This window comes from Prosthecobacter sp. (assembly GCF_044232965.1).
GTDB lineage: Bacteria > Verrucomicrobiota > Verrucomicrobiia > Verrucomicrobiales > Verrucomicrobiaceae > Prosthecobacter.
The window spans coordinates 18211-44305 of the sequence record NZ_JBIIKX010000051.1; the positions used below are offsets into that span (position 1 = coordinate 18211).

The 26095-nt window shown below is 60.4% G+C and carries 25 protein-coding genes; 12 read left to right on the forward strand and 13 right to left on the reverse strand.

All coding sequences use genetic code 11. The annotated features are described in order from the left end of the window. Positions 1–3: 3 nt before the first annotated feature. From ACILSI_RS18760 to ACILSI_RS18775, 4 genes are all read right to left on the reverse strand, one after another. Positions 4–435 carry a hypothetical protein gene (locus ACILSI_RS18760; RefSeq protein WP_395723439.1) on the reverse strand — a complete coding sequence of 144 codons (432 nt, stop codon included), beginning with the start codon at positions 433–435 and terminating at the stop codon, positions 4–6. A gap of 660 nt (positions 436–1095) precedes the next feature. Beyond that, positions 1096–2235, reverse strand: coding sequence for a hypothetical protein (locus ACILSI_RS18765; protein ID WP_395723440.1), 1140 nt, complete (start codon positions 2233–2235; stop codon positions 1096–1098). A gap of 202 nt (positions 2236–2437) precedes the next feature. Continuing rightward, positions 2438–3301 carry a sugar phosphate isomerase/epimerase family protein gene (locus ACILSI_RS18770; protein WP_395723441.1) on the reverse strand — a complete coding sequence of 288 codons (864 nt, stop codon included), beginning with the start codon at positions 3299–3301 and terminating at the stop codon, positions 2438–2440. A 235-nt stretch (positions 3302–3536) separates the two neighbouring features. Then, complete coding sequence (locus tag ACILSI_RS18775) at positions 3537–4154, reverse strand: hypothetical protein (protein ID WP_395723442.1); 618 nt, start codon at positions 4152–4154, stop codon at positions 3537–3539. Positions 4155–4278: 124 nt separating this feature from the next. Here ACILSI_RS18775 and ACILSI_RS18780 point away from each other — a divergent pair, with 124 nt between their 5' ends. The 4 genes from ACILSI_RS18780 to ACILSI_RS18795 are packed head-to-tail and all read left to right on the forward strand — an operon-like array spanning position 4279 to position 7186. Next, positions 4279–4926, forward strand: coding sequence for a PEP-CTERM sorting domain-containing protein (locus ACILSI_RS18780; protein WP_395723443.1), 648 nt, complete (start codon positions 4279–4281; stop codon positions 4924–4926). A gap of 53 nt (positions 4927–4979) precedes the next feature. After that, entirely contained in the window at positions 4980–6032 is a 1053-nt protein-coding gene (locus tag ACILSI_RS18785) for an NUDIX domain-containing protein (RefSeq protein WP_395723444.1), read from the forward strand. A gap of 9 nt (positions 6033–6041) precedes the next feature. After that, on the forward strand, positions 6042–6398 hold the full coding sequence (locus tag ACILSI_RS18790; protein WP_395723445.1) for a dihydroneopterin aldolase: 357 nt from the start codon (positions 6042–6044) through the stop codon (positions 6396–6398). Positions 6399–6445: 47 nt separating this feature from the next. Further along, positions 6446–7186 (forward strand): class I SAM-dependent methyltransferase, encoded by a 741-nt coding sequence (locus ACILSI_RS18795; RefSeq protein WP_395723446.1) that lies wholly within the window; start codon positions 6446–6448, stop codon positions 7184–7186. 7 nt (positions 7187–7193) lie between these two features. Here ACILSI_RS18795 and ACILSI_RS18800 read toward each other — a convergent pair whose 3' ends face one another. Continuing rightward, positions 7194–8141: an SDR family oxidoreductase gene (locus ACILSI_RS18800; RefSeq protein ID WP_395723447.1), complete on the reverse strand. Its 948-nt coding sequence runs from the start codon at positions 8139–8141 to the stop codon at positions 7194–7196. A 222-nt stretch (positions 8142–8363) separates the two neighbouring features. On the opposite strand from ACILSI_RS18800, the gene ACILSI_RS18805 reads away from it, so the two are divergent. After that, the gene (locus ACILSI_RS18805) at positions 8364–8624 is read left to right on the forward strand and encodes a hypothetical protein (protein ID WP_395723448.1); all 261 of its coding nucleotides are present in this window, start codon (positions 8364–8366) and stop codon (positions 8622–8624) included. Between the two features lie 38 nt (positions 8625–8662). Further along, a complete protein-coding gene (locus ACILSI_RS18810; protein ID WP_395723449.1) occupies positions 8663–9571 on the forward strand; it encodes a peptidylprolyl isomerase in 909 nt (302 codons plus the stop codon). Between the two features lie 70 nt (positions 9572–9641). Here ACILSI_RS18810 and ACILSI_RS18815 read toward each other — a convergent pair whose 3' ends face one another. Then, the gene (locus ACILSI_RS18815) at positions 9642–11183 is read right to left on the reverse strand and encodes a PQQ-binding-like beta-propeller repeat protein (protein WP_395723450.1); all 1542 of its coding nucleotides are present in this window, start codon (positions 11181–11183) and stop codon (positions 9642–9644) included. Between the two features lie 69 nt (positions 11184–11252). On the opposite strand from ACILSI_RS18815, the gene ACILSI_RS18820 reads away from it, so the two are divergent. Continuing rightward, positions 11253–12251 carry a hypothetical protein gene (locus ACILSI_RS18820; RefSeq protein WP_395723451.1) on the forward strand — a complete coding sequence of 333 codons (999 nt, stop codon included), beginning with the start codon at positions 11253–11255 and terminating at the stop codon, positions 12249–12251. Positions 12252–12302: 51 nt separating this feature from the next. Here the strand turns inward: ACILSI_RS18820 and ACILSI_RS18825 are convergent, their stop codons facing one another. The 6 genes from ACILSI_RS18825 to ACILSI_RS18850 all read right to left on the reverse strand — a co-directional run bounded on the left by ACILSI_RS18825 (position 12303) and on the right by ACILSI_RS18850 (position 17984). Beyond that, positions 12303–13079 carry a transporter substrate-binding domain-containing protein gene (locus ACILSI_RS18825; protein ID WP_395723452.1) on the reverse strand — a complete coding sequence of 259 codons (777 nt, stop codon included), beginning with the start codon at positions 13077–13079 and terminating at the stop codon, positions 12303–12305. Between the two features lie 9 nt (positions 13080–13088). Beyond that, entirely contained in the window at positions 13089–15041 is a 1953-nt protein-coding gene (locus ACILSI_RS18830; protein WP_395723453.1) for an NAD(+) synthase, read from the reverse strand. 43 nt (positions 15042–15084) lie between these two features. Further along, positions 15085–15504: a thiol-disulfide oxidoreductase DCC family protein gene (locus tag ACILSI_RS18835; RefSeq protein WP_395723454.1), complete on the reverse strand. Its 420-nt coding sequence runs from the start codon at positions 15502–15504 to the stop codon at positions 15085–15087. After that, entirely contained in the window at positions 15471–16160 is a 690-nt protein-coding gene (locus ACILSI_RS18840; RefSeq protein ID WP_395723455.1) for a DUF1361 domain-containing protein, read from the reverse strand. Before ACILSI_RS18840 ends, ACILSI_RS18835 begins: the two co-directional genes overlap by 34 nt. A 99-nt stretch (positions 16161–16259) precedes the next feature. Then, entirely contained in the window at positions 16260–17330 is a 1071-nt protein-coding gene (gene rlmN / locus ACILSI_RS18845; RefSeq protein WP_395723456.1) for a 23S rRNA (adenine(2503)-C(2))-methyltransferase RlmN, read from the reverse strand. Positions 17331–17366: 36 nt separating this feature from the next. Continuing rightward, positions 17367–17984: an MBL fold metallo-hydrolase gene (locus ACILSI_RS18850; protein ID WP_395723457.1), complete on the reverse strand. Its 618-nt coding sequence runs from the start codon at positions 17982–17984 to the stop codon at positions 17367–17369. Positions 17985–18087: 103 nt separating this feature from the next. Here ACILSI_RS18850 and ACILSI_RS18855 point away from each other — a divergent pair, with 103 nt between their 5' ends. The 5 genes from ACILSI_RS18855 (at position 18088) to ACILSI_RS18875 (ending at position 25413) form a co-directional block, all read left to right on the forward strand. Then, on the forward strand, positions 18088–20514 hold the full coding sequence (locus ACILSI_RS18855) for a carboxy terminal-processing peptidase (protein ID WP_395723458.1): 2427 nt from the start codon (positions 18088–18090) through the stop codon (positions 20512–20514). Positions 20515–20582: 68 nt separating this feature from the next. Further along, the gene (locus tag ACILSI_RS18860) at positions 20583–21059 is read left to right on the forward strand and encodes a molybdenum cofactor biosynthesis protein B (protein WP_395723459.1); all 477 of its coding nucleotides are present in this window, start codon (positions 20583–20585) and stop codon (positions 21057–21059) included. 70 nt (positions 21060–21129) lie between these two features. Then, positions 21130–21849: a (Fe-S)-binding protein gene (locus ACILSI_RS18865; protein ID WP_395723460.1), complete on the forward strand. Its 720-nt coding sequence runs from the start codon at positions 21130–21132 to the stop codon at positions 21847–21849. After that, positions 21846–23972: a LutB/LldF family L-lactate oxidation iron-sulfur protein gene (locus tag ACILSI_RS18870; RefSeq protein WP_395723461.1), complete on the forward strand. Its 2127-nt coding sequence runs from the start codon at positions 21846–21848 to the stop codon at positions 23970–23972. Before ACILSI_RS18865 ends, ACILSI_RS18870 begins: the two co-directional genes overlap by 4 nt. Before the next feature lie 61 nt (positions 23973–24033). Further along, positions 24034–25413: a Gfo/Idh/MocA family protein gene (locus tag ACILSI_RS18875; protein ID WP_395723462.1), complete on the forward strand. Its 1380-nt coding sequence runs from the start codon at positions 24034–24036 to the stop codon at positions 25411–25413. A 9-nt stretch (positions 25414–25422) separates the two neighbouring features. Here the strand turns inward: ACILSI_RS18875 and ACILSI_RS18880 are convergent. Further along, the coding region (locus ACILSI_RS18880) for a DUF1501 domain-containing protein (RefSeq protein ID WP_395723463.1) at positions 25423–26095 on the reverse strand (673 nt) is incomplete at its 5' end.

Here is a 26095-nt window from a genome sequence, read left to right on the forward strand (position 1 = left end):
TTGTCATTTGGCGCGTTCGACTGAGTTATGAACGCCGCGGAGAAACGTAAGGAACTCGGCGCTGTCCTTCGGCATCGTGGCGCTCGGAAACTGGACCTCGCAGCAGAAGTAATCGCCCCGAACGCGATAGATGCCGGCGGGACCAGCAAAGACGGAATAACTGTCTGAGCAGTGAAGAAGATGATGCGACCGAAAGGCAAAGCGCCAGATGTCGCCGTTAGCGAGGCGAACGTGACCAACCTCGTCGACGCCATCGGGAGTGAGTCGACCGGATACGGCGTCGGCAGTGATCTCGGCTTCGGCGGGTGAGAGGGCTTGGGCAGGGACGCGCTGGGAAAGCTGACGCCACACAGCGGCTTCGTGAATGCGAGGGCCGATGAAGAGCGCGCCCACGGCAGCCAGTAGCAGAGTAAGGATGATGAGTGTGATTTTCACGAATCGGGACGCTCCGAATACGATCACAAATGAGAGGGCTAACCCGTACACTAAATACACGAGACCATGGGCAAACATGACTCTGACAGTTTCTTGAAGGAAGTTCATTGCAGTGTTTCGAAATTCGATTGATAAGGAATTGACCTGCCAAGCTTCCATCTGTCTGTGAAAACAGTGTGAACGCAGGATGAAATCTTCACGATTTCTTCAGCGAACTACTTGATGAGAAACAATTCTGTCGAGAGCGTCAACAACGTTATGGGCCACAGATTTGTCGCGTACCAGTGGACTTCAGGCTTCATGGGTGTCGATTTTGACGCACCGGTGAGTGATGAGCAACTGATCTGTCGGTTTTCACTCAAATACGCGTCATATTTGGCAGTAAAATATGACCGGATCTCCCGCCGGAGATTGGGCTGCATTTTTATCCGCCTCGTTCTCAATGTGTCCGGTGCAGGGGCCCCTTTTCGGCTCGAATCAGCGCCTTGAGACAAGGTTTTACAGTAGGCTAACTACCTTCTCTGACACAGTCCTGCTGACACACTGGCAGATGGCTGTCGTCCAGCGGCTTTTTACCCAGACCCCAAGAGCGATGAGGATTCAAGGGGCGTGCGACGAGGATTCAGGGCTCGAACGTCGGGCCATAGCAGAATGCCGCATTTACCCGCCGGTGCTGCGGAGGATGAGATTGACGATGGGAGGCGGGACGAACCAGCGGGAGCGTTCGAGGATCTTGCCGGTCTTGGGCTTGGAGTAGTTGGATTTGCTGGAGCTTTTTTTGCTGGTCTTTGGCTTCGGTGTTTCGGGATCGGTGGGATCGACGAGAAGGGTGTCCACGACCACGGCGGCGGTGGGGGTGCTGGGCGGTGTGACCTGGTGCCGGATGGCGTAGTAGGTCACGGCTTTGCTGCCGCCGGTGATGAAGTTGTAGGTGTGGTAGCCGGTGCCATCGACTTCGTTCGTCACGCGGGCACGTGAGCTGGAGTCCACCAGCAGGACGCTGACGACCTGCTCGTTTTTGTCAGTGATGAGGTGCAGCTGGTCGTAGCCGCCGGGGAAGACGCCGGAGAAGTCATGATCGGTGAGGGAATCAAAGGGCAGTCCTGCCGTAGTGATTCTGGATTTGGCACATGATAGGGTTTCGAGCTTGAGAAGCTTCTTCACGGTTTCCAACTGGGTGAGGAAGGGGATGCCGGGGTAAACTTCGAGCGCGGCCGAGGCGGTGGTGGTGTCGCTGGGAGTGCCGATGGTGCCAAAGATGCGGGCAAGATCCTTGCGCGTCATTTCGCCGCCACTGCGCGGCGCGCTCCAACTGCTGGCGAGCTGGATTTGAACGGTCGAGGCGGAGATGGGAATTTCCTTGGGCACCGGCGGGGTCAAAGCAGGCATCGGCGTGGTGGTGGCCGAGGTGGGGGCTGCGGCGGGTGCCGATGTGGCGGCCGCGGGTGCCGGAGGCATCGCGGCGGGGGCACTTGCTGGGACGGCGAGTTTGATTTGATCCGCTCTGCTGATGAGGATCTGCGGTTTCTTGCTCGCGTCGCGGGAGACGGTGATGCGGCCGGTGAGGGTGACGTCTTTGCCCTCGTATTGCTTCACATCGCCCACGTCGGCCTGCTTGCTGGCGAAGATGACGCCCGCGAAGGTGTGCTGCGGGAAATTGCCGCCGAGATTCACATACGTCGTGCCTGTTTTTGAGGTGGAGACGCCGAAGACCTTGCCGGTGACGGTGGCTTCCTCATCGACATGATTGGCGGCTTCGGTGTCGGAATAGATCGCTGGCTGCTGGCCGAAGGCGGTCAAGACCCCAAGAGCGAAAGCAAGAGTGAGGATGTTCAAGCGCATAAATCTGGGCCCGCATGCTGAACGGGCGGCGCATAAGCGTCAATGCATTTGCCGTGCCTGTTTTGGTGGCACTTGCATGGTTTTTCTGTGTAGAAACAAAAACGCCCTCCTCCCGAAGGAAGAGGGCGTTGAGTTAGGGGTATTCGCTTTGCGAAATCAATTACGCGACGATCGGATGCAGATTGTCTTTGCACCACTGGCCGTTTTGCTTGGTGACGCCATCGGGGTCATCGACGGCGACGTGGGCTTCGTCTTCGCAGATGATCCAGCCGGAGTAGTCGCGGGCGACGAGCCATTCGGTGATCTTGTGGAAGTCGAGCTTGCCGGTGCCCATCTGTGCCCAAGGCTCGGCGCCGTTGCCGGAGAAGTCCTTGTAGTGGATGTGGTTTACGAGATGCTGCCATTTGTTGAGCGTGGCGATGACGTCCATGCCGCCGCGGATGATGTGGCCGACATCGGGCGTCCAGCCGGTGACTTTGGGGTCGAGGCTGCTGAGGACGACGTCATAGTCTTCCTGCGTGCGGACGAGGGAGGCGGGCGGGGAGTTCGGGTGGTAGGAGGCCTTGATGCCGAGGTCTGCAGCGCGCTTGGAGACGGCATTGACGTTTTTCGCGATGTTCAGGCGGCGGCTTTGGAGGTTGTCCTTGCGACCGCTGGGAAGCGTGACGGTGCCGAGCATGGAGCCGGGGAAGTGCTTGAGGAAGTTGAGCGTGAAGTCAGCGGCTTCCTTTTCGTTGGGGGCTTCGGTTTCACCGTCCCAAGCGCAGACGAGGGCGAGGCCAGCGAGCTGCATGTTGTACTGCTGAAGGGTGTCCTTCATCTTGATGGGGTCAATGAGGGGCCCGAGCCAGTATTTGCTGCAGCCGAGGGCGCTGGTGGAGATTTCGAGGACCATGGGCTCGATGCCGGTGAAGCCCGCCTCGGAGGCGACCTTGATCATGTGGTCGAGTTTGTTGTCGTAACCTTTGCCGGTGCCCTGCATGAACCAGGTATAGACTTCGGAGCCGAATTGGATTTTGCCCATGGTGTGAGTGTGGTTGTTGGGTTTGAGAGAAGAATGCCCGCTCTGGGGCAGTGCGGGCGCATTTGAGACGAACGCGGGCGAATTGTCGAGGGGCAAAAGAGGGGGAAGAGGAGCTGCGCCCGTCAAAGAGTGGTCAAGGGGGGCTGCGCCCGTCAAGAGGTGGTCAAAGGGTGTGAAGCACGACGCTTGACTCCTTGACCTTTGACGGCATAGCCGCCTTGACTTCCCGCGCTCCTCACTCCGCTGATTCGGGCGCTGGTGGCAGCGCTTCGATGACCGGGTCTTCCACGCCACGAATGTCCTGCCAGAGTTCGTTGAGCAGGAAGTGACTGTCCCGGCGGCTGGTTTTCGTCTGTTTCAGCGGGATGCGGAGGCTGCCGCGTGTCACGCCGCCGCGGCGGGTGACTTCGACCCCGGCTTCGATGAGGAGTTCACGGTCGCGGTATTCATCCAGGCGAAACCACGGGCCGAGCAGTAGGCTGGCGCGGTTGCGGCCGGTGGTTTGAGTGGGCTTGAATTCGGCCCGGCCCTCGAAACCGCGTGGTTCCATGGGCGCGGTGAAGTTTCCGGGGCTGGTGAGGGTGAAACTCGTCACGCGGAAGGTGCGCTGGTCGCCGGACTGGCCGAAGGCGTGCAGGCGGACCTGGTAGGGGCCGATTTCAGACACCGTGGCCCCGCCAATGACCCCGGCGCTGAGGGCGAGACCGGATTCCGCGCCCTTGGGGATGAATTCCGCCCGGAAGGTGCTGCCGCCGACGCTGGGCGCGGGAGCGGAGGCGGTGTAATCGACCCGGGTGGTGAACAGGTGGACGCAGGAGGGCAAAACGCACAGGCAGAGAAGAGACAACCTCATGGTCACGAGAATGCGGAGTGAGGCGGACGAAAGCGAGCCCAAATCGGGTGGCGGTGAAGGCTTTCGAGCCGGTGATGGACGAACATGATTGACATGATTGAGTATATTGGTGATAATTATCATAATGAATTGTTTTGGACGCTTCAGCCTTCTGTTCGCTGCCCTCGCCTTGCCCTTGAGCCAGGCGAACGCGGTGAATTGGACTGAGGCCGCCGTTGTTCCACCGGATTACTTGTACAGCGGTGAACTGTCTGGCGATGGCAATGCCCCCACCCCCATTTTTTTTAGCGAGGGGCACAACCTGGTCGAAGGCACGATGGGCTTCGATGGCGTGAACCCCATGGACGCCGATGTCTGGACGTTTACCATCGCCGCAGGCTACTACCTGACAGGAATCAATCTGCTCTCGTACTCCGACAACGGCGCTGGCAAGCCTGTCGGCAGCATCAACTCCTTCATGGCGATTGACGACGCCACCTCGATCAATATGTCCGACCCGTCCAATCACCTGAGCAACGGGCTCTGGAACGAGCAGTTGGACGGTTTCGGTGCCACCTACACCAATCTGATGGCGATTCTGGACGCCGGTCCTGAGTTTGGTGGTGACGGCTTCAATGGTCCTCTCGGCCCCGGCAACTACACTTTCTGGGTGCAGGAGGGGACGGATCAAATTTCTTACTGCATTGATTTCGTGCTCACACCGGTGCCGGAGCCGGGCAGCCTCATGCTGCTGGGGCTGGCGGGACTGCTGGCGCTGCGACGCAGGCGCTAGGAGCGGCTTCGTGGTTTGCAAATCATGCGAGCCACGGCTAATGCCCCGCGCTCATGATTCGCAATCTTATCTTCGACTGGTCCGGCACGCTGGCGGATGATCTGCCCAGTGTCTTGTGCGCCGTGAACGGCATGCTGCGGGCCGCCGGGCGTGATGAACTGACGCGGGTGGAGTTTCAAGCGCGGTTCCGGCTGCCTTACACGGAGTTTTTCGAGGAGATCCTGCCCGGCACGCCGCTGGAGCGCCTGCAGCAGCTCTACCTGGAGCATTTCCCACACGCCTCTGAAGGTGTGCCGCTGCTGCCGCATGCGGCGGAGTTCATCCGCTACGCCGCCGCCACCGGGCGGCGGATGGTGGTGCTGAGCAGCGCTCCGGCGCAGCATGTGGAGGCGCAGGCGGCCGCGCTGGGGGTTAAGGACGCCTTTGAAGTCATGCGCTGCGGAGTGATCGACAAACGTGACGAAATTCACTCCCTGCTGGCAGGGTTGGACATGCGACCGGAAGAGACCGCCTTCATCGGCGACATGCGGCATGACATCGACGCGGGCAAGGCCGCTGGAGTCCTCAGCATCGCCACCTGCACGGGTTATGAGAGCGCCGAAACGCTGCTGAAGTCCGAGCCCGATCTGCTGGTGCGTGATTTGTCCCGTCTTCCGGCGCTGCTGGGTGGTTGGAATGTGAAGGAGGCCGCGTTTCCTATCGCCACGGTGGGGGCGCTGATCTTGAACGGGGCAGGGGAGATGCTGCTCATCCGCACGCACAAGTGGAGCCACCGCTGGGGCATCCCTGGCGGCAAGATCAAACGCGGTGAGAATTGCGAGGAGGCGCTGGTCCGCGAGATCATCGAGGAAACGGCGCTCACGCTCCGCGACATCGAGTTTGTGATGGTGCAGGATTGCATCGAGCCGCCGGAGTTTCAGCGTTCCGCGCACTTTCTGCTGCTCAATTACATCGCACACTGCGCGGAGTCTGCGCCGAGCGTCGTTTTGAACGAGGAGGCGCAGGAGTTTCAGTGGCTGCCGCTGGCGGAGGCGCTGAAAACCGACCTGAACATCCCCACGCGCATCCTGATCGACGAATGCATCCATCGCGGTCTTGTATCATAACTTCACGCCATGTTCCTACCTGACGAAATCCGCCTGTCCTGCCTCAAGCTGAGCACCCACATCGGCGTGCCGGATGAGGAACGTGCTGGCAGTCAGATTCTCGAAGCCGATGTCGTCATGCGCGTGAGCAGCCGCTTTGAGGCGATGCAGGATGACCTCACCGCCACCATCGACTACGCCGCCGTGGCCGCGAGGCTCCAGCAGATCGCCGCTGAGAAGCCACGCTGCTTGATCGAAACGCTGGCCGCCGAGCTGGCGGACTGCGTGCTGAAGGAGTTCAAGGCCGCTGGTGTCTCCATCGACCTGCGCAAGCGCATCCTGCCGGACACGGATCATGTGGCCGTGCGGGTGATGCGCGGAGTGTGAAGAAATAGGTTGCCCGTCACAGCGCCCTTCGATAAGCACGCCGTTCCATGAGCATCGACCGCATCCACGAAAAAGTCCTCGAACTCCTCCTCGCCGAACCCGGCTGGCGTTCCTGGACGCGCTATCTCGACATCGGAGCGGGACGCGGCACGCTCATCGCCCGCGTGAAGGAGAAGCTGAACGTCGAGACCAGCGTGTGTGATTACACGGAAGAACTGATGCGGCTGCCGGGCCAGAAGGTGGATGTGGCGAATCTGAACCACGAGTCGCTGCCGTATCCTGATGCCAGCTTCGATGTCGTTACCGCCACGGAGGTGATCGAGCATCTGGAGGATTTCCGTCGCGTGGTGAGGGAAATTCACCGCGTGCTGAAGCCCGGCGGCGTGTGCATCCTGAGCACGCCGAACATCCTAAACCTGAACTCGCGGCTGCGCTTTCTCACCTTCGGCTTCTGGAATCTCTTCGGCCCTCTGCCGGTGAAGCATAGCGCGCTTTATTCCACCGGCGGCCACATCAACCCGGTGTCGTGGTTCTATGTGGCGCATGCGTTGATGGACGCCGGCTTCCCGAGTGTGACGCCGCACATCGACCGCAAGCAGCGCTCCGCCTTGCCGAAGCTTGTCCTGCTCTATCCCTTCATCAAATTGTTCGGCGCCTGGGCCATGCGCAAGGAGCGTGTGCGCTTCAAGACGCTTGATGAGGCCAATGTGCCGCTCGTTCAGGCCATGAACACCACGGACATGCTGTTGGGCCGCACAATCATCACCAAGTCGGTGAAATCGGCCTGATCGCCGCTCAGGCTGGCTGCTGGCGGTAAAACTCCAGCGTCTGCGCAAGGCCCTCCTTCCAAGAAACCGCTGGCACATAACCTGTGGCCTCCTGCAGCGCTGAAACATCCGCCTGCGAGTGGCGGATGTCGCCCGCACGGGCAGGTTCAAACTGTGGCTGGATGTCCTGCTTAGTGAGTTCATTGAGATCCGCCACGAGCTGCCGCAGTGACACGCTGTTTCCGGTGCCACCGTTGAAAACCCGTCCGGCCACACGTTCCGCCGGAGCCTCCGCCGCCAGCAGGTTGGCCTGCACGATGTTGTCGATGAACACAAAGTCACGGGACTGGCCGCCGTCGCCAAAGATCACCGTGGTCTCGCCCCGCAGCATCGCCGTGCAAAAACGGGCGATGACACCTGAGTACGGCGAGTTGAAGGACTGCCGAGGGCCGAAGACATTGAAATAGCGCAGCGCCACGGTCGGGAGGCCGTAGAGCTGATGAAAAAGCTGCCCGTAGCGTTCACTGGCGTATTTTTGCAGGCCGTAAGGCGTGATCGGCTGTGGTGGCAGGCTTTCATGCTTCGACTCCACTTCGGACTCGCCGTAGATCGCCGAGGAAGAGGCAAACAGGAAGCGCTTCACGCCCGCGTCTCGCGCCGCGATGAGGAGTTTCAGCGTCGCGTCCAGGTTGTGCTGGTTCGTTTCCAGCGGCTGCGCCACCGACTGCGGCACCGAGGCCACTGCCGCCTCGTGAAACACCCACTCACAGCCGGGCACGATTTTCGCCAGCAGCGCCTCGTCACGCGCATCTCCCTGGATGAATTCCAAATCATCACCGTTGCCACGCCAGGCCAGGTTTTCCAGGGAGCCGGTGCTCAGATTGTCGAGAACCCGTACTTTGGCACCCTTGCGGCACAGGGCTTGGGCCAGATGGGAACCGATGAATCCGGCTCCGCCGGTGATGAGGGCTTGCATGAGAAGAGGAAATGGGAATCGCTCACCAATGACCGCGAAACCCCCTCGGTGGCGAGGCTTTTCTACAGCGTGTGGCCAGACGTTTTCGTCTCAGACTTCGATCTTGCCAGCGGAAGCCGCAACGCCTAGTATCCAATCCTCCCAAGCATTCAATCCAGCCAGACAATGACTCCTCCGCGCTTCTGCATTCTATTTTTGATGGCCGCCTCTTTGTTCGGCCTGATGTCCTGCAAATCTTTTGAGAAGATGGACTCTCGCAACCCCACCGTCTCGCAACAGGATGCCTATGATGTGAGCTGGGGACTGCCGCCGCGCAAATCACGCGGCAATCCCAAGCACTACTATCAATATCGCAAGGATGATTATGCCGCGCCGCCGGCCAGCGTGGCGCCCGCCGCTCCTTCCATCCCGGTCCCGGCTCCCGCCGCAGCCCCGGCTGCCCCTCCTCAGATCAACCCGGCCATTCCGGCCACTCTGCGCTGAGATCGTTTCCAGGTGTTTCCATCCCCCTGCTTTTTGACGTGAAGACCTCGTTTTTGACCTGCCTGCTTATTTTCGGCTGCGGCACTCTCTCGAATGCCCAGCAAGTCAAGGCACCTGAGATGCTCAGGCCCAGCACCGCTCCAGCCTTGCCAGAGACAACGTCCCCCACGTCCACGGTGGACAAGTTGGCCGAGGAGGCGCAGAAATCTCTCTTCAAAGCGGCTGACCAAGGCGGTGCGGCACCCACCTCCGGCGGGCCCATCACTTCCTCCGGCCCCTTGCGCCTGCCTTCGCCCGTCGCTGGCAATCCGGGCCTCTGGGAGAAGGACTCCATGCACAAACTTGCTGTCATGGACGTGGCTTTTGGCGGCATGAAGGAAACGATCATGATCGAGCTTTTCCCCGATGACGCCCCGCAGACCGTCGCGAATTTCATCGACCGCTGCGACAGCGGCTTTTACAACGGGCTCGCTTTCCACCGCGCCATTGAGGGATTCATCGTGCAAACAGGAGATCCTCTCACCTCCGACGAGTCTGCTCGTGAAAAATGGGGTACAGGTGGTGAGGACAAGACGCTGCCTGCTGAAATCAAACGCCCTCACCGCATCGGTGCAGTCGCCATGGCCCGCCGCTCTGACAAGGTGAACCCGGAGCGCCGCTCCAACGGCTCGCAGTTTTACATCACCCTAGGCAACTACGCGTCCATCGACATGAAGCACACGGTGTTCGGTCAGGTTGTCTCCGGCCTGGAAACGGTGCAAAGCATCTCACAAATGCCGGTGGACAGCAATGACTGCCCGGTGGCCCGCATCGAGGTCAAATCCATCAAGATCATCGACCACAAAGGCCCGCTTCAGGTTCAGGAAGTGATGGCAGGCGGGCAACGTTACTCGAAGCCAAATTCCGCGCGCAGCTTCGTCGGCCGCTTCCTCCACCGCGTGTGGTGAAGTGGCTTCGATTGGCAATCGAAGCCGAATGTCCCTCGGGATTAGAGTGCCATTCGAATCTACACGGCAATCACTTCGCCGGAATCTCGTAGCACACCGCCTCGCGGTCATTGCGCACCAGCAGCCAGCGTCCGGCCAGCGTCGGCGGGTTCCAGGTCTTGGAACGCAGCGCCTCCAGGCGTGACACCTCCTCCAGCCGCTCAGGATTGGCCTTCACCAGCGTCACGAAGCCTTTTTCTGCCTGAATGAGCATCCATTGCTCTCCGACACGAATCTGCTGGCCGAAACCGTAGCGCCCCTCGCGCCAGCCGCGTTCGCCCGTGGCCAGATCCACGCAGCAGAAGGTGCCCTCATCCGATGCGTAGGCGTGCGTGCCAAACACGCTCGCACTGCTAAACTTCGTGCGCGGGTGACTGCTGCTCCAGATCGACGTGGCAGACAGTTTGCCGTCCGCTGCGGCCTTGATCTCAACCAGGTGGCCCTTCACACCATAGCTCGACGTCACCAGAAAACGGTCAGTCGTTAACTGCACGGGTTGTCCCACCTTCGGAAACGCACCTGGCCAGTCAAAGCTCCACAGCACACTGCCTGTGGCTGGATCATGCCCGGTGACGGAGTTGTTGTTCACGTTCACGATTTGCTCACGTCCGGCGAGGGGTAGCAAAATGGGTGAGCTGTAGCTCCCGCCGTTCTCGCCGCTCTTCCAAGCGATCTCGCCGTTGTCCTGGCGGTAAGCGATCAAAGACGTTCCGCCCTCGCCCCCGCTGCAAATCACCACCTCGCTGACCAACAAAGGCGAGGAGCTCTTCCCCCACTGCAAGTTCGTCTTCGCCGCAGCCTCTTTCAGTGTGTCACGGCTCCAGCGCACCGCGCCTGTCGTCAAATCCAGACAGTTGAGCAAACCTTTGGCACCCAGCGTGAAAACCACGCCCTTCCCAGCGTCAATCGTCGGCGTCGCTCGCGGCCCGATGACGCCCATGGCCTCATCAAATCGTGCCTCGTCCGCGTGCGACCACAGCAGCTTGCCCGTGGCGATGTCATAGCACGTCACACATTCTTCTTCACCGCGTTGCTCCTGCGTGATCGCACGATTTCCCGCCACCGCGAAGCCCGACCAGCCATCGCCCACCTCAATGCGCCAAACTTCACGCGGCGGATGCGCCTTCCAATCCGTCTGCCAGTCCGGTTCCGGCAGCACGCCATCGCCTTTCACACCGAGAAAGCGCGGCATGTCCGCCACGCCCGCCGGAGCGGCGGTGGGAGCCTCCGATTTGCCCGCGATGTTATGCAGTTCCGGCAACGAGGTCTTTTTCTGCCAGCGCCAGGCCAGACTCGGAAACGCCGAGCCGTCCGCCGAGCCGTCGTAACGGAACAGGCCGAAAAACACGGCGATGCACACGATCACCACCGCCAGTCGCTTCAAACGCATCCCCTTGAGCCGCAGCGACCACCACAGTCCCATGAGCAGCAGCCACAACGGTAGCAGGAGCATCACGGAGATGGCGCGCATCACATTGTCGGTCATCCACAGCCATGCGGAGAAGCCACCGAAGATCAGCGTGAGGAAGAACGGGAATTTTGGAATCATGACAGCGGTGAGTTTACGCTGCATGCAGTTCAAAGGAAACTGCTGGCGCTAATGAGCGTATGTCTCATCCTTCGCCAGTTCCCACCAACCATCATGAAACAATTCGTACTTTCTCTTCTCGCCGCATCCTGCCTGCTCGCTGCCGATCACGTCGTCTATGAACCCGTCGGTGAGACCAAAGGAAAACACATCGTCCTGCTTTCCGGCGATGAGGAATACCGCAGCGAGGAAGCCATGCCCATGCTCGGCAAGATCCTCAGCCAGCGCCACGGTTTCAAATGCACCGTGCTCTTCAGCCTTGGAGCCGACGGCACCATTGATCCCACGGCTGGTGGCAGTTTGAGCCATCCCGAAGCGCTCGATTCCGCCGATGCCATCGTCATGCTGCTGCGTTTCCGCCATTGGGATGAAGCCACGAGCAAAAAATTTGCCACTGCGGTCAATCGTGGCGTCCCCATCATCGCTTTGCGCACCAGCACGCATGCCTTCAACGGCTATGCCAAGGACAGCCCCTTCGCCTCATGGAACTGGAACAATCCCGAAGGTGGCTGGGGCCGCAAAGTGCTCGGTGAAACCTGGGTCAGCCACTGGGGCAAGCACAAGGTCGAGGCCACCAAGGGCGTCATCGAGTCCGCCAACGCCAATCATCCCATCCTGCGTGGTGTGAGCGATCTTTTCGGCAACAGCGACGTCTATGAAGCCGCCCCGCCCGTAGACTCCGTCATTCTCGCTCGTGGTCAGATCCTTCAGGGCATGACCGCCGACACCCCACCCGCCGCCTACACTAAAAAGACCAAAGCGGGCACCGAGCAGGACGTGAACACTCCTATGATGCCTGTCGCCTGGGTGCGTGTGGTGAAAAACGATGCCGGCGGTGAAAACAAAGTCTTCTGCACCACCATGGGGGCCGCCAGCGATCTCGCTACCGAAGGCACCCGCCGCCTCGTCGTGAACGCCACCTTCTGGGGGCTTGGTCTTGAAGTGCCGGAGAAAGCCGAGGTTACCCCCATCGGCGACTACCAACCCACGATGTACGGTTTTAAAGGCAACAAAACCGGCGTGAAGCCGGATGATCACGCTTTGGCAAAGTAGCCCGGTTGCGCCGCAACCGGTGCCACCAAGTCCAGTCGCGCCGCGACTGGACTACTTCAGTTCAAACACAAACGGCAGCCCCTGCGCCGTCATCATTTCATTTTCCTTCGCCATGAAGCGTTCGGCCAACTTACTAAAGCTGCCGTCGCTACGCATGCGGGCGAGAACATCATTCACCTTCGCTTTCAGTTCGTCATCGCCCTGCTTCAGGCCAACGGCCCAAACTTCTTCCCGCAGCGGGGCGAGCAAGGCGCGGGTTTTGTCGGCGTGTTTGGAGTGGTAGTTCATGATCGAGAGCTGGTCGTAAACCCACGCATCGACGTTCGCGTTCACCACTTCCATCACGCAGGACACATCCGCATCGAGCGCGATGATCTTGGCCTCCTTGAGATTTTCCCGTGCCCAGTGCTCCCCGGTGGTGCCGAGGCGAACGACGATCTTGCGGCCAGGCGTCTTTAAATCGGTCGCGTTTTGCACAGTGGAGTCTTTCGCGGCCAGAATGGACAGCCCGGTCTTCACATACGGCTCGGAGAAGTCGATCGACTGCCGCCGCTCTGGCGTGGCCGTCATGGACGAGATCACCAGATCTACCGAACCCGTGCGCAGTGCGGTGATGAGGCCGTCGAAGTTGATGTTGCGAAATTCCACCTCGCGTCCGAGCGCCTTGGCAATCTCCCGCCCCACCTCGATGTCCACGCCGCAGATCTGGCCTTTTTCATCGACATACTCAAACGGCGGATACGTCGCGTCCGTGCCGATGATGAGTTTGTTGCTGCGTGAGCAGGCGCAGAGGGTGAACAGCAGGCTCAGGGCAAGGAATCGGAACATGGTGGTTTCTTATGAGTTCAAATCCCCGGCGTAATCGCTCGGCATGCGCCAGTCACCACGCGGGGAGAGTGCTACGGAGCCGACTTTGGGACCGTCGGGCACGCTGGAGCGCTTGAACTGGTTTTGGGCGAAGCGTTTGAAGAACAGCGCGAGCCACTTGGCGATGGTTTCATCGTCGTATTTGCCCGCAAAGGCTTGCGCGGCCAGCCAGCGGATTTTTTCGGCGCTACTGCCGTGACGCACGAAGTGGAACAGGAAGAAGTCATGCAACTCATACGGCCCGATGGTGTCCTCGGTCTTCTGCTGGAGTGATTCATCGGCTGCGAGCGGCAGCAATTCGGGCGTGATCGGCGTGTCGGCGATGTCGCGCAGGATCGCGCCGGCTTTTTCCGCAAACGGACCTTCGGCGCACCATTCGATCAGGTAACGCACCAGCGTCTTCGGCACGCCGGAGTTCACATGATACATCGACATGTGGTCGCCATTGAAGGTGCACCAGCCCAGCGCCGCTTCGGACAGATCGCCGGTGCCGACGACGATGCCGCCGGTCTTGTTGGCGATGTCCATGAGGATCTGGGTGCGCTCGCGTGCCTGCGAGTTCTCGTAAGTCGCGTCGTGCTGATGTTCGGAGTGTCCAATGTCCGCGAAGTGCTGCCGCACCGCCTCGTTGATCGAAATCGTGCGCAGTTCGATGTTCAGTGCCTCCGCGAGTTGCTCGGCATTGCCCTTGGTCCGCGTCGTGGTGCCGAATCCGGGCATGGTGATCGTCAAAGCGGCGCTCAGTGGCATTCCCGCGCGTTTCAGCGCTTCCAGCATCACCAGCAAGGCCAGCGTCGAGTCGAGTCCGCCGGACAAACCCAGCACCGCTGTCTTTGCACGCGCTTGTTTGATTCTGCGGGCCAGTCCCGTGGCCTGAATCGCGAAAATCTCCTCGCACACCGCTGCACGATCCACTTTAGCCGAAGGCACGAACGGATGCGCGGAGATCGTGCGCAGCAGCTTATCATCGCCGCCCAAAGTCGGGCCGAGATCGAAGGTGATGCGATGCATCGGCAGCGTGCTGGCCTCATCGCGGAATGACGAGCTTTTCAGCCGGTCATGCGCCAGATGCTGCACATCGACATCGGCAACGATTTGCCGTGTCTCGAAGGAAAAGCGCTCGCTCTCGCCCAGGAGGATGCCGTTTTCAGCCACGAGGCAGTGGCCCGAATAAACCACGTCCGTGCTCGATTCACCCGCTCCAGCACCCGCATAAACATAAGCAGCCAGACAGCGTGCCGCCTGCTGCGCCACGAGATGACGGCGATACGGTGCCTTGCCCAAAACTTCGGTGCTGGCCGATGGATTCGCCAGCAGCGTGGCTCCGGCGAGCGCGAGATGGCTCGACGGCGGAATCACCGTCCATAAATCCTCACAAATCTCGACGCCGAGCACGAAGCCGGTCACATCGCGTGCCTCAAACAGCAGTTCCGCGCCAATCGGCACGTCTTCGCCATTCAGCATCGTCATCGTGGTGCCTAGCGTGTGCGCCGGTGAGAACCAGCGCCGCTCGTAAAACTCCGCCGAGTTTGGTAGGAATGATTTCGGCACCAGACCGAGCACGCGGCCCTTCGCCAGCACCGCCGCCACGTTGTAAAGCCGGTCCTGCACCAGTAGAGGCAGTCCCACGACCAACACCGTCGGCAGATCATGCGTCGCCTGAGCCAGTTCGCCCAAACCTCGCAACGCAGCCGCTCGCAGCGCCTCCGTATGAAACAAATCAGCACAGGAATAGCCGGTAAGGCTCAGCTCCGGGAAAACAACGAGCCTACAACCACGATGCGCCAATGAACGGGCCTCACGCGCAAGGATCGCGACATTCTTGCCCGCATCGCCTAGAGCAAGTTCTGGCGACACTGCCGCCACACGCACGAAACCAAGGCGTTCGCGGGTGGAAGTCGGGGAAGGGGATGCTTGCGGCATTCGGGAGCTTAGCACGCGAGGTTTGGGGTGCGCGAGGAGGAATTCACTTCGTCACCACGCGCTCCTTCAACTCCGGCGTCGGCATCATGCAGGTCTCGTCTTTGCCGAACCAGCGGTAGCGGTTGCGAGCAATGAAGTCATAGGCGGCATCGCGCAGAGATCGTGGCAGCGGTTTGAAGATGAGGGCGATCTTCCACAGGCCGCCGAGAGTGCGGGCGACTTCGAGGGCGGCGTCACTGGCTTTGAAGGTTCCTTGGGGCGTTAGAAAGAGGAAGGTGTTGGGTGCCTCGGGATCGAGGCCGTGGCGGGTGTAGAGTTCGCGGCCCAGCGGGCTTTGAATCGGGGCGAACTTGATTTTGCCCGCCGGATCACGCCGCAGGATGAAACGCACACTGGCATCGCAGAGATGGCAGACACCATCGAATAGCATCAGGAGGTCGTTACTGGGATCGTAGTGGGACACGGCTGATCGATTTTAACCTCGGCAGGCTGCGGTGTCGTGGCTGAAATCCAAAACAGGTAGCCGAAGATGAGCAACGTGCCGAAACCGAGGGTGAAGCCCCAGGTTTGAGCGTGCTGGACGGGGTCGAGGACGCGTCCGGCGATGTCCTGGAGCAGCAATTGCGGCCGATGCACGATGTCCCAACTGTTCCAACGCGGAAAACGGCCGAGATAAACGCCAAAGCCGCTGAGGGCGAGCGTACCGAGGGCCGCGCTCCATCCTGCGGCATGCGAGTAGCGCCGCGCCAGCCAGTGCTGAACGATGCGCAGGGATTGGAAGCCGAACCACAGCGAGACGAGGGCGAAGGACAGCAGCATGAGCAAGTCCAGCCACTGCGGCACCTGTCCACTGCGTCTGGCGTTGAGATGGATCAGATCGGTGAGGACATAAGGCGCGTTCGGGAAGAACAGCAGCCAGACCGCCAGCAGTGGCAGCGCGAGGACGAGGCGGTTGACGCGTCCCAGTCCCAGACTGAGGCCGAGCGGGATGGCGGCCAGGAAGAGGTTCCACAGCAGAAAGATGTAATGATGGTGGCCGGCGAGATGAAGACGCACGTTGAGCACGGCACAGCACCAAAAACAGGCAAGCAGGTTGAGCAAAAGAACACGACGGGGCATGCGATAAGATACGAGCGCTGAGACTGCTGGGGCAAGCAGGCTGTGATTTTGTGAAGATGAATTCACATTTGGTTCACGCAAACTTCATGCCGAGCGCCCTCAAGCCGCCTTCCTTCGCGACTGCTTGGCCGCTTTGAGCTGCCCGCATCCCGCCGCCACATCAATGCCGCGTCTTTGCCGGATGGTGCAGGGGAATCCGGCTTCTTGGAGGATGCGGTGGAAGGTGTCGGCGGCGGTGTCGCTGCTTTCGGTGCCTGTGTAGCCTTCGGTGCGGTTGAGTGGGATGAGATTGATGTGGGCGTCAAGGCCGCTGAGCAGTTCGGCGATGCGTTTCGCGTGCTCGGGGGTGTCGTTGACGCCGTGGATCAAGGTCCAGGCGAAGAAGATGCGGCGACCGGTTTGCGCGTTGTAGCTGCGGCAGGCGGCGATGAGTTCGGTGAGCGGCCAGCGCTGGTTGGCGGGGATCAATTTCGCGCGTTCCTCCTCCGTGGCGGCATGGAGGCTGACGGCGAGGTTGTAGGGCCGGTTTTCCGCCGCCATGCGCAAAATGCCGGGCACGACGCCGACGGTGGAGACGCTGATCTTGCTGGGGCCGATGTTCAGGCCACGCGTGTCGCAAATGATGTCGAGAGCGGTCATCACGGCGTCGTAATTGTGCAAAGGCTCGCCCATGCCCATGAAGACGAGATTGCGCAGGCCGCGTTCGCCTTTCGCACGCAGGATTCGCTGTGCATGCAGCACTTGGGCGACGATTTCACCCGGTCGCAGATGCCGCACGAAGCCCATCTGGCCGGTGGCGCAAAAGACACAGCCCATCGCACAACCGGCCTGGGTGCTGACGCAGGCGGTGTGGCGACCGGGGTAGCCCATGATGACGGTCTCGATCTCCTGCGCATCGGCCATGCGCAGGAGGAACTTGTGCGTCAAACCATCGCTGCTGGGCGTGTCGGATGAAACAGGCGGCACATCGAGCGACCAAGAGCCGTCGCTGAGCACTTTCATAAGCCATTGGCGCAGCGGTGGCACGAGATCTTCGCGGGTGAGCGGATCGGCCATCGCCTTGAAGTGCAGCGTGTTCCAAAGCGTCCCTGCATGCGCCGGACGCAGACCTTCGGCCACGATCAGCTCTCGGAGCTGGTCGAAGGTGAGGTCGTGGAGCGAGCGGGGCATTGGGAAATGACGAATGCAGAATGACGAATGCCGGAATCAGGTGAGGAAGGGATTCTCCGCGCGTTCGCGCCCAATGGTGGTGTCGTCGCCGTGGCCGGGGAAGACGCGGGTGGCGTCGGGTAGTTTGAACAGCTTCGTTTCGATGCCGGTGAGGAGCAGTTGGGTGGAGCCGCCGGGGAAGTCGGTGCGGCCTACTCCATCCAGAAAGAGCACGTCGCCGCCGAAGAGCAGGTTTTGCGCGGCGAGATGAAAGCACACGCTGTCAGGCGAATGGCCCGGCACATGGTGGAGCCGCCAGGTCTCGCCGAGGGCCTCCAGTGTGCTTTTGCCTTCGAGGATTTCATCGACTTCAAACTCTGGCACGGAGAAGGAACTGCCTGTCACTGCGCCATAGAGCCGCTCCAGGGTCAGATCGCGCGAAAAGGGCGCAAAGGCGTAAACCCGGCAGCCGTGCTGCGCTTTGACGGCGGCGGCATCGAGAACGTGATCGAAATGCTGGTGGGTGAGAAAAAGCGCGTTCACTTGCAGGTTTTGCTTCTTCAGCCAGCTGGCAATGCCGTCGGGCGCGTCCACGAGCACGGTGCCTCCTGGCAGAGTGAGGAGATGGCCGTTCGTGGCGGCGATGCCGCCGGTGTAGGTGTGGATTTCAGACATGGGGGAGGCGAAAGACGGGAAAGCGTTGGACATTTCAACACGGAAAAGGCAAAATCATGAGGCAAAACGGGTCGCGAGGCTCGTTATAGTTCAGGACACCCCCATGAATCGTTCCTTCTTTTCTCAAGTCGCGGCGGCGGCAACCGCGCTCGCGCTTCTCACCCCGTCGGCGCAGGCTGAAACCAATTTTGGCCAGGTGGCCATGCATGTGGCCTACATGTTGCAGAACCACCACTACTCGAAGCAGGACTTTGACGACAAGGTGTCCGGCACGATGCTGCACAACTACCTGAACATGCTCGACTTTAAGCACATCTTCTTCACCCAGAAGGATGTGGATGAGTTCAAGGACAAGTATGAGACCACGCTCGACGACCATGTTCTGATGCGGAACATCAGCCCCGCCCTCGAAATCTACGACATTTACAAGGAGCGCGTCAAAGATCGTGTCGAGTTCCTCAAAAAGGCCATCGAGTCGGAAAAATTCACCTTTGACTCCAAACGCAGCATCGAGATCAAACGTGACAAGGCCCCCTGGCCCAAGGACAAGGCCGAGCAGGACAAGCTCTGGCTCGACATCATTGAGGACAACCTTCTCGCCGAGCGCCTCGTCGATGAGGCCCGTATCCGCGACGAGAAGAAAAAGGCCGAGAAAGCCGCCGCCGCCAAAAAAGACGGCACCGCCGAGGCAAAACCTAAGGACTCGCCTGCAAGCACCGTGAACGCGGCCGCAAGCACCACCAAGCCCGAGGTGCAAGCCCCCGAAACTGCCAAGACGCCTGGCACCCCCGAGGCTACGAAGGTCGTGGCCAAGGAAACACCCAAAAAAGACAAAGATGAAAAGGACATGACGCCGAAGGAGCGCGTTCTGAAGGATTACACCACGCTGCTCGAAAGCATCGACGAGAACGACAGCAAGGATGTCGTGAACTTTTTCCTTTCCAGTCTCGCCACCGCCTACGACCCGCACACCGAGTACATGAGCACGGACGAGAGTGACAATTTCAAAATCCACATGTCGCACAAGCTCGTCGGCATCGGCGCTTTGCTCGGCCAGAAAGACGACGGCGCTGAAATTCAGGGAATCGTCGTCGGCGGTCCGGCTGACAAGCAAGGCGAGCTCAAGCTTAACGACCGCATCACCGCCGTCGCCCAGGGTGAGGATGAGTTCGTCGATGTGAAGTACCTGAAGCTCCAAAAGATCGTGGACATGATCCGCGGCGAGAAAGGCACCACTGTTCGTCTGAAAATCGTCCCCGCCGACGATCCCTCTGCCAATCGAGTCATCGCCATCATCCGTGACGAGGTGCCGCTCAAGGAAAAACTCGCCAATGCCGAGATGCTCGTCACCCCACCTGACCTCGGCAAGCCGCTCAAGGTCGGCTGGATCAATCTCTCCAATTTCTACGCCGATATGGAAAATGGCACCGTCAGCACCAGCGCTGATGTGGAACGCCTGCTCCGCCGCCTCATGAAGGAAAAGATCGACGGCTTGGTTCTCGATCTTCGAGACAACGGCGGGGGCTCCCTGGACGAGGCTATCAAGCTCACCGGCCTCTTTGTTCCCTCTGGTCCGGTCGTTCAGGCCAAGGACTGGCGCGGCGGCATTACCTGGCGCGACAGCGACAATGAAAAGCCCGTTTATGACGGTCCCATGATCGTCCTCACCAACAAGGCTTCCGCCTCCGCCTCTGAAATTCTCGCCGCCGCCCTCCAGGACTACCGCCGCGCCCTCATCGTCGGCGACCAGTCCACCTTCGGCAAAGGCACCGTGCAGACCATTCTGCCCGTCGAGCGCTACATGCCTTTCTTCAGCGACAAAAAGAACGCCGGCGACCTCAAGGTCACCATCCAGAAGTTCTATCGCATCGCCGGCGGTTCGACCCAGCTCAAAGGCGTCGTGCCAGACGTGAAACTTCCCTCCATCCGAGACGTGCTCGACATCGGTGAAGGCGCTGCCGAAAATCCGCTGCCCTATGACACCATCCCGCCGCGCAAATACCCGCTCTTCCGCAAAGACGCGTTCCCAGTGGATGAAATCAACGCCCGCGTCGCCAGCCGCATCGCCGCCAATCCTGAGTTTCAGTACATCGTGGACGAGTCCAAGCGTCTGAAGGACAAGATTGATCGCAATGTCGTCACGCTCAATCTTGCCGAGCGTGAGAAAGAGCGCATGGAAACCGAAGCCCGTCGCGACAAGCAGAACGAGGAACGTGAAAAGCGCACCCAGGAAACCGCCGATCGTATCAAGGACAAAGGTTTCCAGATTTACCACCTCACTCTAGACAACGTGGACAAGCCTGAGCTTGTCCCACATTCTGCTTTTACCAAGGAGATGAACTCCGGCATGCGTACTGCTGCTGCCAAGGATGGCGACGCCGCCGGCGACGGCTCCAAGTTCCCCTACGGCATCGAGCCGATGAAGCTCGAAACCATCCACATCCTCCGCGATCTTGTCGAACTGGACAACAAGCCGACCACAGCTGCCAAAACTGACGGCAAGTCCCAGGCGGACGCTACCAAGCCCTAAGCTCAATAAGGGGAACCCGCTCGCTTGGGTTGATTTCAAACTCAGCCTTGACCAACGTCGCCTCTGGAATGCAAGTCGGCATCATCACTGTCTCTGACCGTGCCAGCCAGGGCGTGTATGACGATCTCGGCGGCCCCGCGCTGCGGAAAGCCGCCGAAGGCTACGGCTGGAGCGTCGGTGTGGAGGCCATTGTGCCTGATGACGTGACGCGCATTCAGGATTCCATCCGTTCCTTCTCCTCCCAAGGCTGCGCTCTGATCCTCACCACGGGTGGCACAGGCATCGCCGAGCGTGATGTCACTCCCGAGGCCATCCGTGGCATCATGCGTGTCGAAATTCCCGGCTTTGGCGAGCTGATGCGCATGAAGTCCCTCAATTTGACCCCAAACGCGATTCTCTCCCGCAGCCTCGCCGCCGTCGTAGATCGCAGCCTCGTCATCGCCCTGCCGGGCAAGCCGCAAGGAGCCGTCGATTGCCTTGGCTTCGTCCTCGGAGCCATTCCGCACACCGTGAAGCTCGCTCAACGAGTCCCGACGAGCTGCTGATGCGTTTTGGACAGCTTGAAGAGTGCTGAAAACACTTCCCTCTCGTCGTTGTTTTGATCAACATCCGCCCATGCTCATCACGCTCTTCATCCCATGCTTCGTCGATCTCATCAGCCCGCAGGCCGGCATCAGCATCGTCAGCATTTTGGAGAAGCTCGGGCATGAGATCGACTATCCCGAAGAGCTCGGCTGCTGCGGTCAGCCGCCATTCAACGCCGGCTACTGGGATGAGGCCCGCGATGCCGCACGTCCTGTGCTGAAGCGCTTGCGCAACTCCGAAGCCGTCGTCATCGCCTCCGGTTCCTGCGGCGCGATGCTCAAGGTCTTCTACAAAGAACTGTTTCACGGCCAGCCTGAGGAAGCGGAGGCCCAGGCGCTCGCCGACAATTGCTGGGAGTTCAGCGACTTCCTCGTCAACAAACTCGGCGTCACCGATCTCGGGGCCGAGTTCCCACACAAAGTCACCTACCACGACGGCTGCCATGGTTTGCGCGAGCTCAACCTCAAAAAGCCCGCGCGCCAGCTCCTCGAAAAAGTGCGTGGACTCGAACTCGTCGAAATGAAGGAAGCCGAGACCTGCTGCGGCTTCGGTGGCACCTTCGCCACCAAGTTTCCGATGATTTCCACCGCCATGGGCGAGGTTAAATGCGCCTCTGCCCGCGAGACCAACGCCGAATACATGATCTCCGCTGACTCCAGTTGCCTCATGCACCTTCGTGGCCTGCTAGATCACCAAAAGCAGCCTTTGAAGACCATTCACCTCGCCGAAGTCCTCACCTCCCGCTCATGAGTGCCCGCGAACAATTCCTCGCCGACTCCACCCGCGTCACCGCTGACCTCACCCATCGTGAGCGCATCATCAGCGCGATGGACAAGTACCGCGTGGCGCGTGGCAACACGCAGGGCGCGTTTCAAGACTGGCAGGAGGCCCGCAACATCGCCGCCGCCACAAAAAAGGCCGCCATCAGCCGCTTGGACGAGCATTTGATCGAGTTCGAGCGCAACGCGACCTCGCGCGGCACGGTGGTGCATTGGGCCAAGGATTCCGATGAAGCGCGTGCGATCATCCTCGGCATCATTCGCCGTCGAAACGCCAAGCGCATCATCAAGAGCAAGGTGATGACCTCCGAGGAGATTCATCTCAACGAACTGCTCGAGCGCGAAGGCTTCGGCGTCATCGAAAGCGATCTTGGCGAGTTCATCCAGCAGCTCAAAAACGAAGCACCCTACCATTTTGTCTTCCCGTGCATGCATCTGAGCCGCGAGGAGATCAGCGAGTTGTTCGAGGACAAGATTAAATCCGCCCCGTCGAACGATCCTGAAGAGCTCACCATGATCGCCCGTCGCTGGCTGCGGGAAAAATACCTCCAGGCCGACGTCGGCATCACCGGGGCCAATTTCATCGTCGCCGAGACCGGCATGATCTCGATCACGGAGAACGAGGGCAACGCCCGTCTCACCGGGGCGCTGCCGAAGACAATGATCTCGCTCATCGGCATCGAAAAAGTCGTGCCGAAGCTCGCGGACCTCGCGCTCTTCCTGCCCATGCTCGCTACCGCCGGCACCGGGCAGCCGCTGACCTGCTACAACACCGCCTACGGCGGCCCCAAGCAGCCCGGCGAGGCCGACGGTCCCGAAGAATGGCACGTCGTCCTCATCGACAACCATCGCACCGCTCTCCTGGCCGATGCCGAGCAGCGTGACGCGTTGCAGTGCATTCGCTGTGGTGCCTGCCTCAATGTCTGCCCTATCTTCAAAAACATCGGCGGACTTAGCTACGGCACGACGTATCAAGGCCCCATCGGCGCCGTCATCACGCCGCATCTTCGGGGTTTGCAGGACTGGAAACACCTCAGCAGCGCTTCGTCTCTCTGCGGAGCCTGCACCGCGACTTGCCCGGTCAAAATCGACCTCCATCATCATCTCCTGCAAAGCCGCCGCAATGCCGCCAGGGAGAAGCCTGACCCGCTGGAAGGCCTCGCGTGGCGTCTCTTCGCCCGCAGCATCAATCAGCCCTTCGTTTACAATCTTGGCACCAAGCTCGCCCAATTCGCCCAGCCGCTGCATCGCCTCGTCAGCGCCACGCCGCTCGATCCCATGCGCGGCTGGACCAAAAGCCGCGTGGCACCCCGACTCGCGAAACAAAGCTTCAAAGACTGGTGGCGCGCTCGATCCACCGGAGCGCGGATGCCCACATCCGCAGCAGCCATTGGAGCGCGGGTGCCCCCACCCGCCAAAACCAAGCATGCGGATGAAGGCATCCGCACTTCGGTCACATCTTCGCGCGACCTCACCCTCGCCCGCATCCGCGAGGCCCTCAGTGATTCGCCACCCATCCAATACCGAGCCTCCATCGTTCAGCAGCGCTCCGTCTTGCCTAATGTTCACGATCTGACCGCTCAATTCGCCCAAAACGCCGCCACGCTCCGCGCTGAATTCTTCGATCTGCCCGACGAAACCGCCGCGATGGCCAAGCTCCTCGAACTCACTCAACAACACGGCTGGAAAAAGCTCGCCACCCATCAAGGCAGCCTCACCGATGCGTTGGTTCCTCGCTCCTTGCCTCTGCTAGACACCACCCACGGCTACGACGTCACCGAACTCGAATCTTGCGATGCCGGAATCTCCGAATGCGACGCGCTCATCGCGCAAACTGGCAGTGTCCTGCTTACCAGCCGCAGCGGTGGTGGTCGTGCGCTGAGCGTGCTGCCTGAGCATCACGTCGTACTCGCCCGTCGCTCTCAATTGCTCGCTGATCTGCCTGCTGCCTACGAGCTGCTGCATCAGCGGTATGGTGCCGCTTGGCCCAGCCTCATGACTTTCATCACCGGCCCCAGCCGCACCGGGGACATCGAGCGCATCCTCGTGCTCGGTGCCCACGGCCCGAAGAAGCTGACGATCCTGTTGTTCTGATTTGCGACTGGACTTGTCGTCCCGTTTTCGATTAAAAACTGCCTATTCACCAACCTCCGCCATGAAACGCATCCCTGTCTCCTCCCGTCGTCAGTTCATTGGCCGCACGGCCGCCGCTATCGGCTTTCCCACCATTATTCCTGCCAGCGTGCTCGGACAGAACGCGCCCTCGAACAAAATCACCATGGCCGTCCTCGGCTGGGGCATGATGGGGCCGGGTAACACCGGTAAATTTCTCCAGGAGCAAGACTGCCAGATCGTCGCCGCCTGTGATATCGACAAACGCAACCTCGAGAAGGCGCTCAACACGATCAACGGCGCTTACAAGAACCAGGACTGCAAGCCCTACCACGACTACCGTGAAGTCATGGCCCGCAAGGACATCGACACCGTCATGCTCGCGTTGCCGGACAATTGGCACGCGCTCACTTCCATCGAAGCGGCGAAGAACGGCAAAGACATCTACGGTGAGAAGCCGCTCGCCCGCACCATCGCCGAGCAGCAGGCCATTGTGAAAGCGGTGCAGAAGCATGGACGCATCTGGCAGACCGGCTCGTGGCAGCGCAGCGAGGACAACTTCCGCATCGGCGCCGAAATTGTCCGCAACGGCCTCATTGGCAAACTCAAGGAGGTGCATGTCGGCCTGCCGAGCGGCCACAACGACTTCGCTAAGACCGGTGACAAGCGCAGCGTCACGCCACCGCCCGCCGAGCTCGATTACGAGATGTGGATCGGTCCGGCGGCGATGCAGGACTACATCGAGTGCCGCGTTCACAAAAACTGGCGCTGGGATTACAACATCGGCGGTGGTCAGTTGCTCGACTGGATCGGCCACCATTGCGACATCGCCCACTGGGGTATGGACATGGACCGCAGCGGCCCGATCGAGATCAACCCCATACAGGTGGACATGCCGCCACGCACCGACATCTGGAACACCGCCACGAAATATCGCGCCGAGGCGAAGTACGCGGGTGACATCACCATGATCATCGCTGGCGGTCACGACGATATCAAGATGGGCACCAAATGGATCGGCACCGACGGCTGGGTCTATGTGAACCGTGGTGGCGCTTTCGACTGCTCCAATCCCGCGCTCAAGAAGATCATCAAGAAGCGCAAAGATGAAAAAGACCCGAACAGCGAGGTGATCGAAGCCGCTGTCGCCCCGAAACTCGGCGACGACGTCATCAAAACGCGTCTCTACGAAACCAAGGGCCATCATCGCAACTTCCTCGACTGCGTGAAAAGCCGCCAGCCCACCGTCACCCCGGTCGAAACCGCTCACCGCAGTGCCACGCCCGGTCACCTCGCCCTCATTTCTTTCCTCACGAACCGTTCCATCAAGTGGGACCCCGCCAAGGAAGAAATCATCGGCGATGCCGACGCCGCCAAGCTCCTCACTCGCGAATATCGCGGCCCATGGAAGCTGGAGGCGTGACCTTCCGGCCTACACGATCACATCGCGCAGTACATTCCCATGCACGTCGGTGAGCCGCAAATCGCGGCCACTGAAGCGGTAGGTCAGTAGTTCGTGGTCGATACCCATGAGGTGGAGAACCGTGGCCCACATGTCATAGACGGTGCAGGCGTTCTCGATGGCGTGATAGCCGAAGTCGTCGGTGGCTCCGTAGATGTGGCCGGGCTTGATGCCGCCACCGGCCATCCAGATGGTGAAGCCGTAGGGATTGTGATCGCGGCCATCACTGCCTTGGGCAAAGGGCGTGCGGCCGAACTCTCCTGCCCAAACGACGAGGGTACTGTCGAGCAGGCCGCGCGATTTGAGGTCTTTGACGAGCGCGGCGATAGGTTGATCGACCTGACGTGCCATGTTGCCGTGGCCTTTCTTGATCTCACCGTGCTGATCCCACGGGTTGGGGCCTTGTCCGGCTCCGATTTTCTGCGGCAGGCAACTCAGCTCGATGAAACGCACCCCTCGCTCGACCAATCGCCGCGCGAGTAGGCACTGCTGGCCGTAGGCGGCGGTGGTGGTGCAAGTCTGGTCGATGCCGTAGAGCTTTTGGGTTGCGTCGGATTCGCCGGAGAGGTCGCAGAGCTCGGGGACGGCGGATTGCATGCGCCAGGCGAGTTCGTAGTTCGCGATGGCGGCTTCCACATGCGTG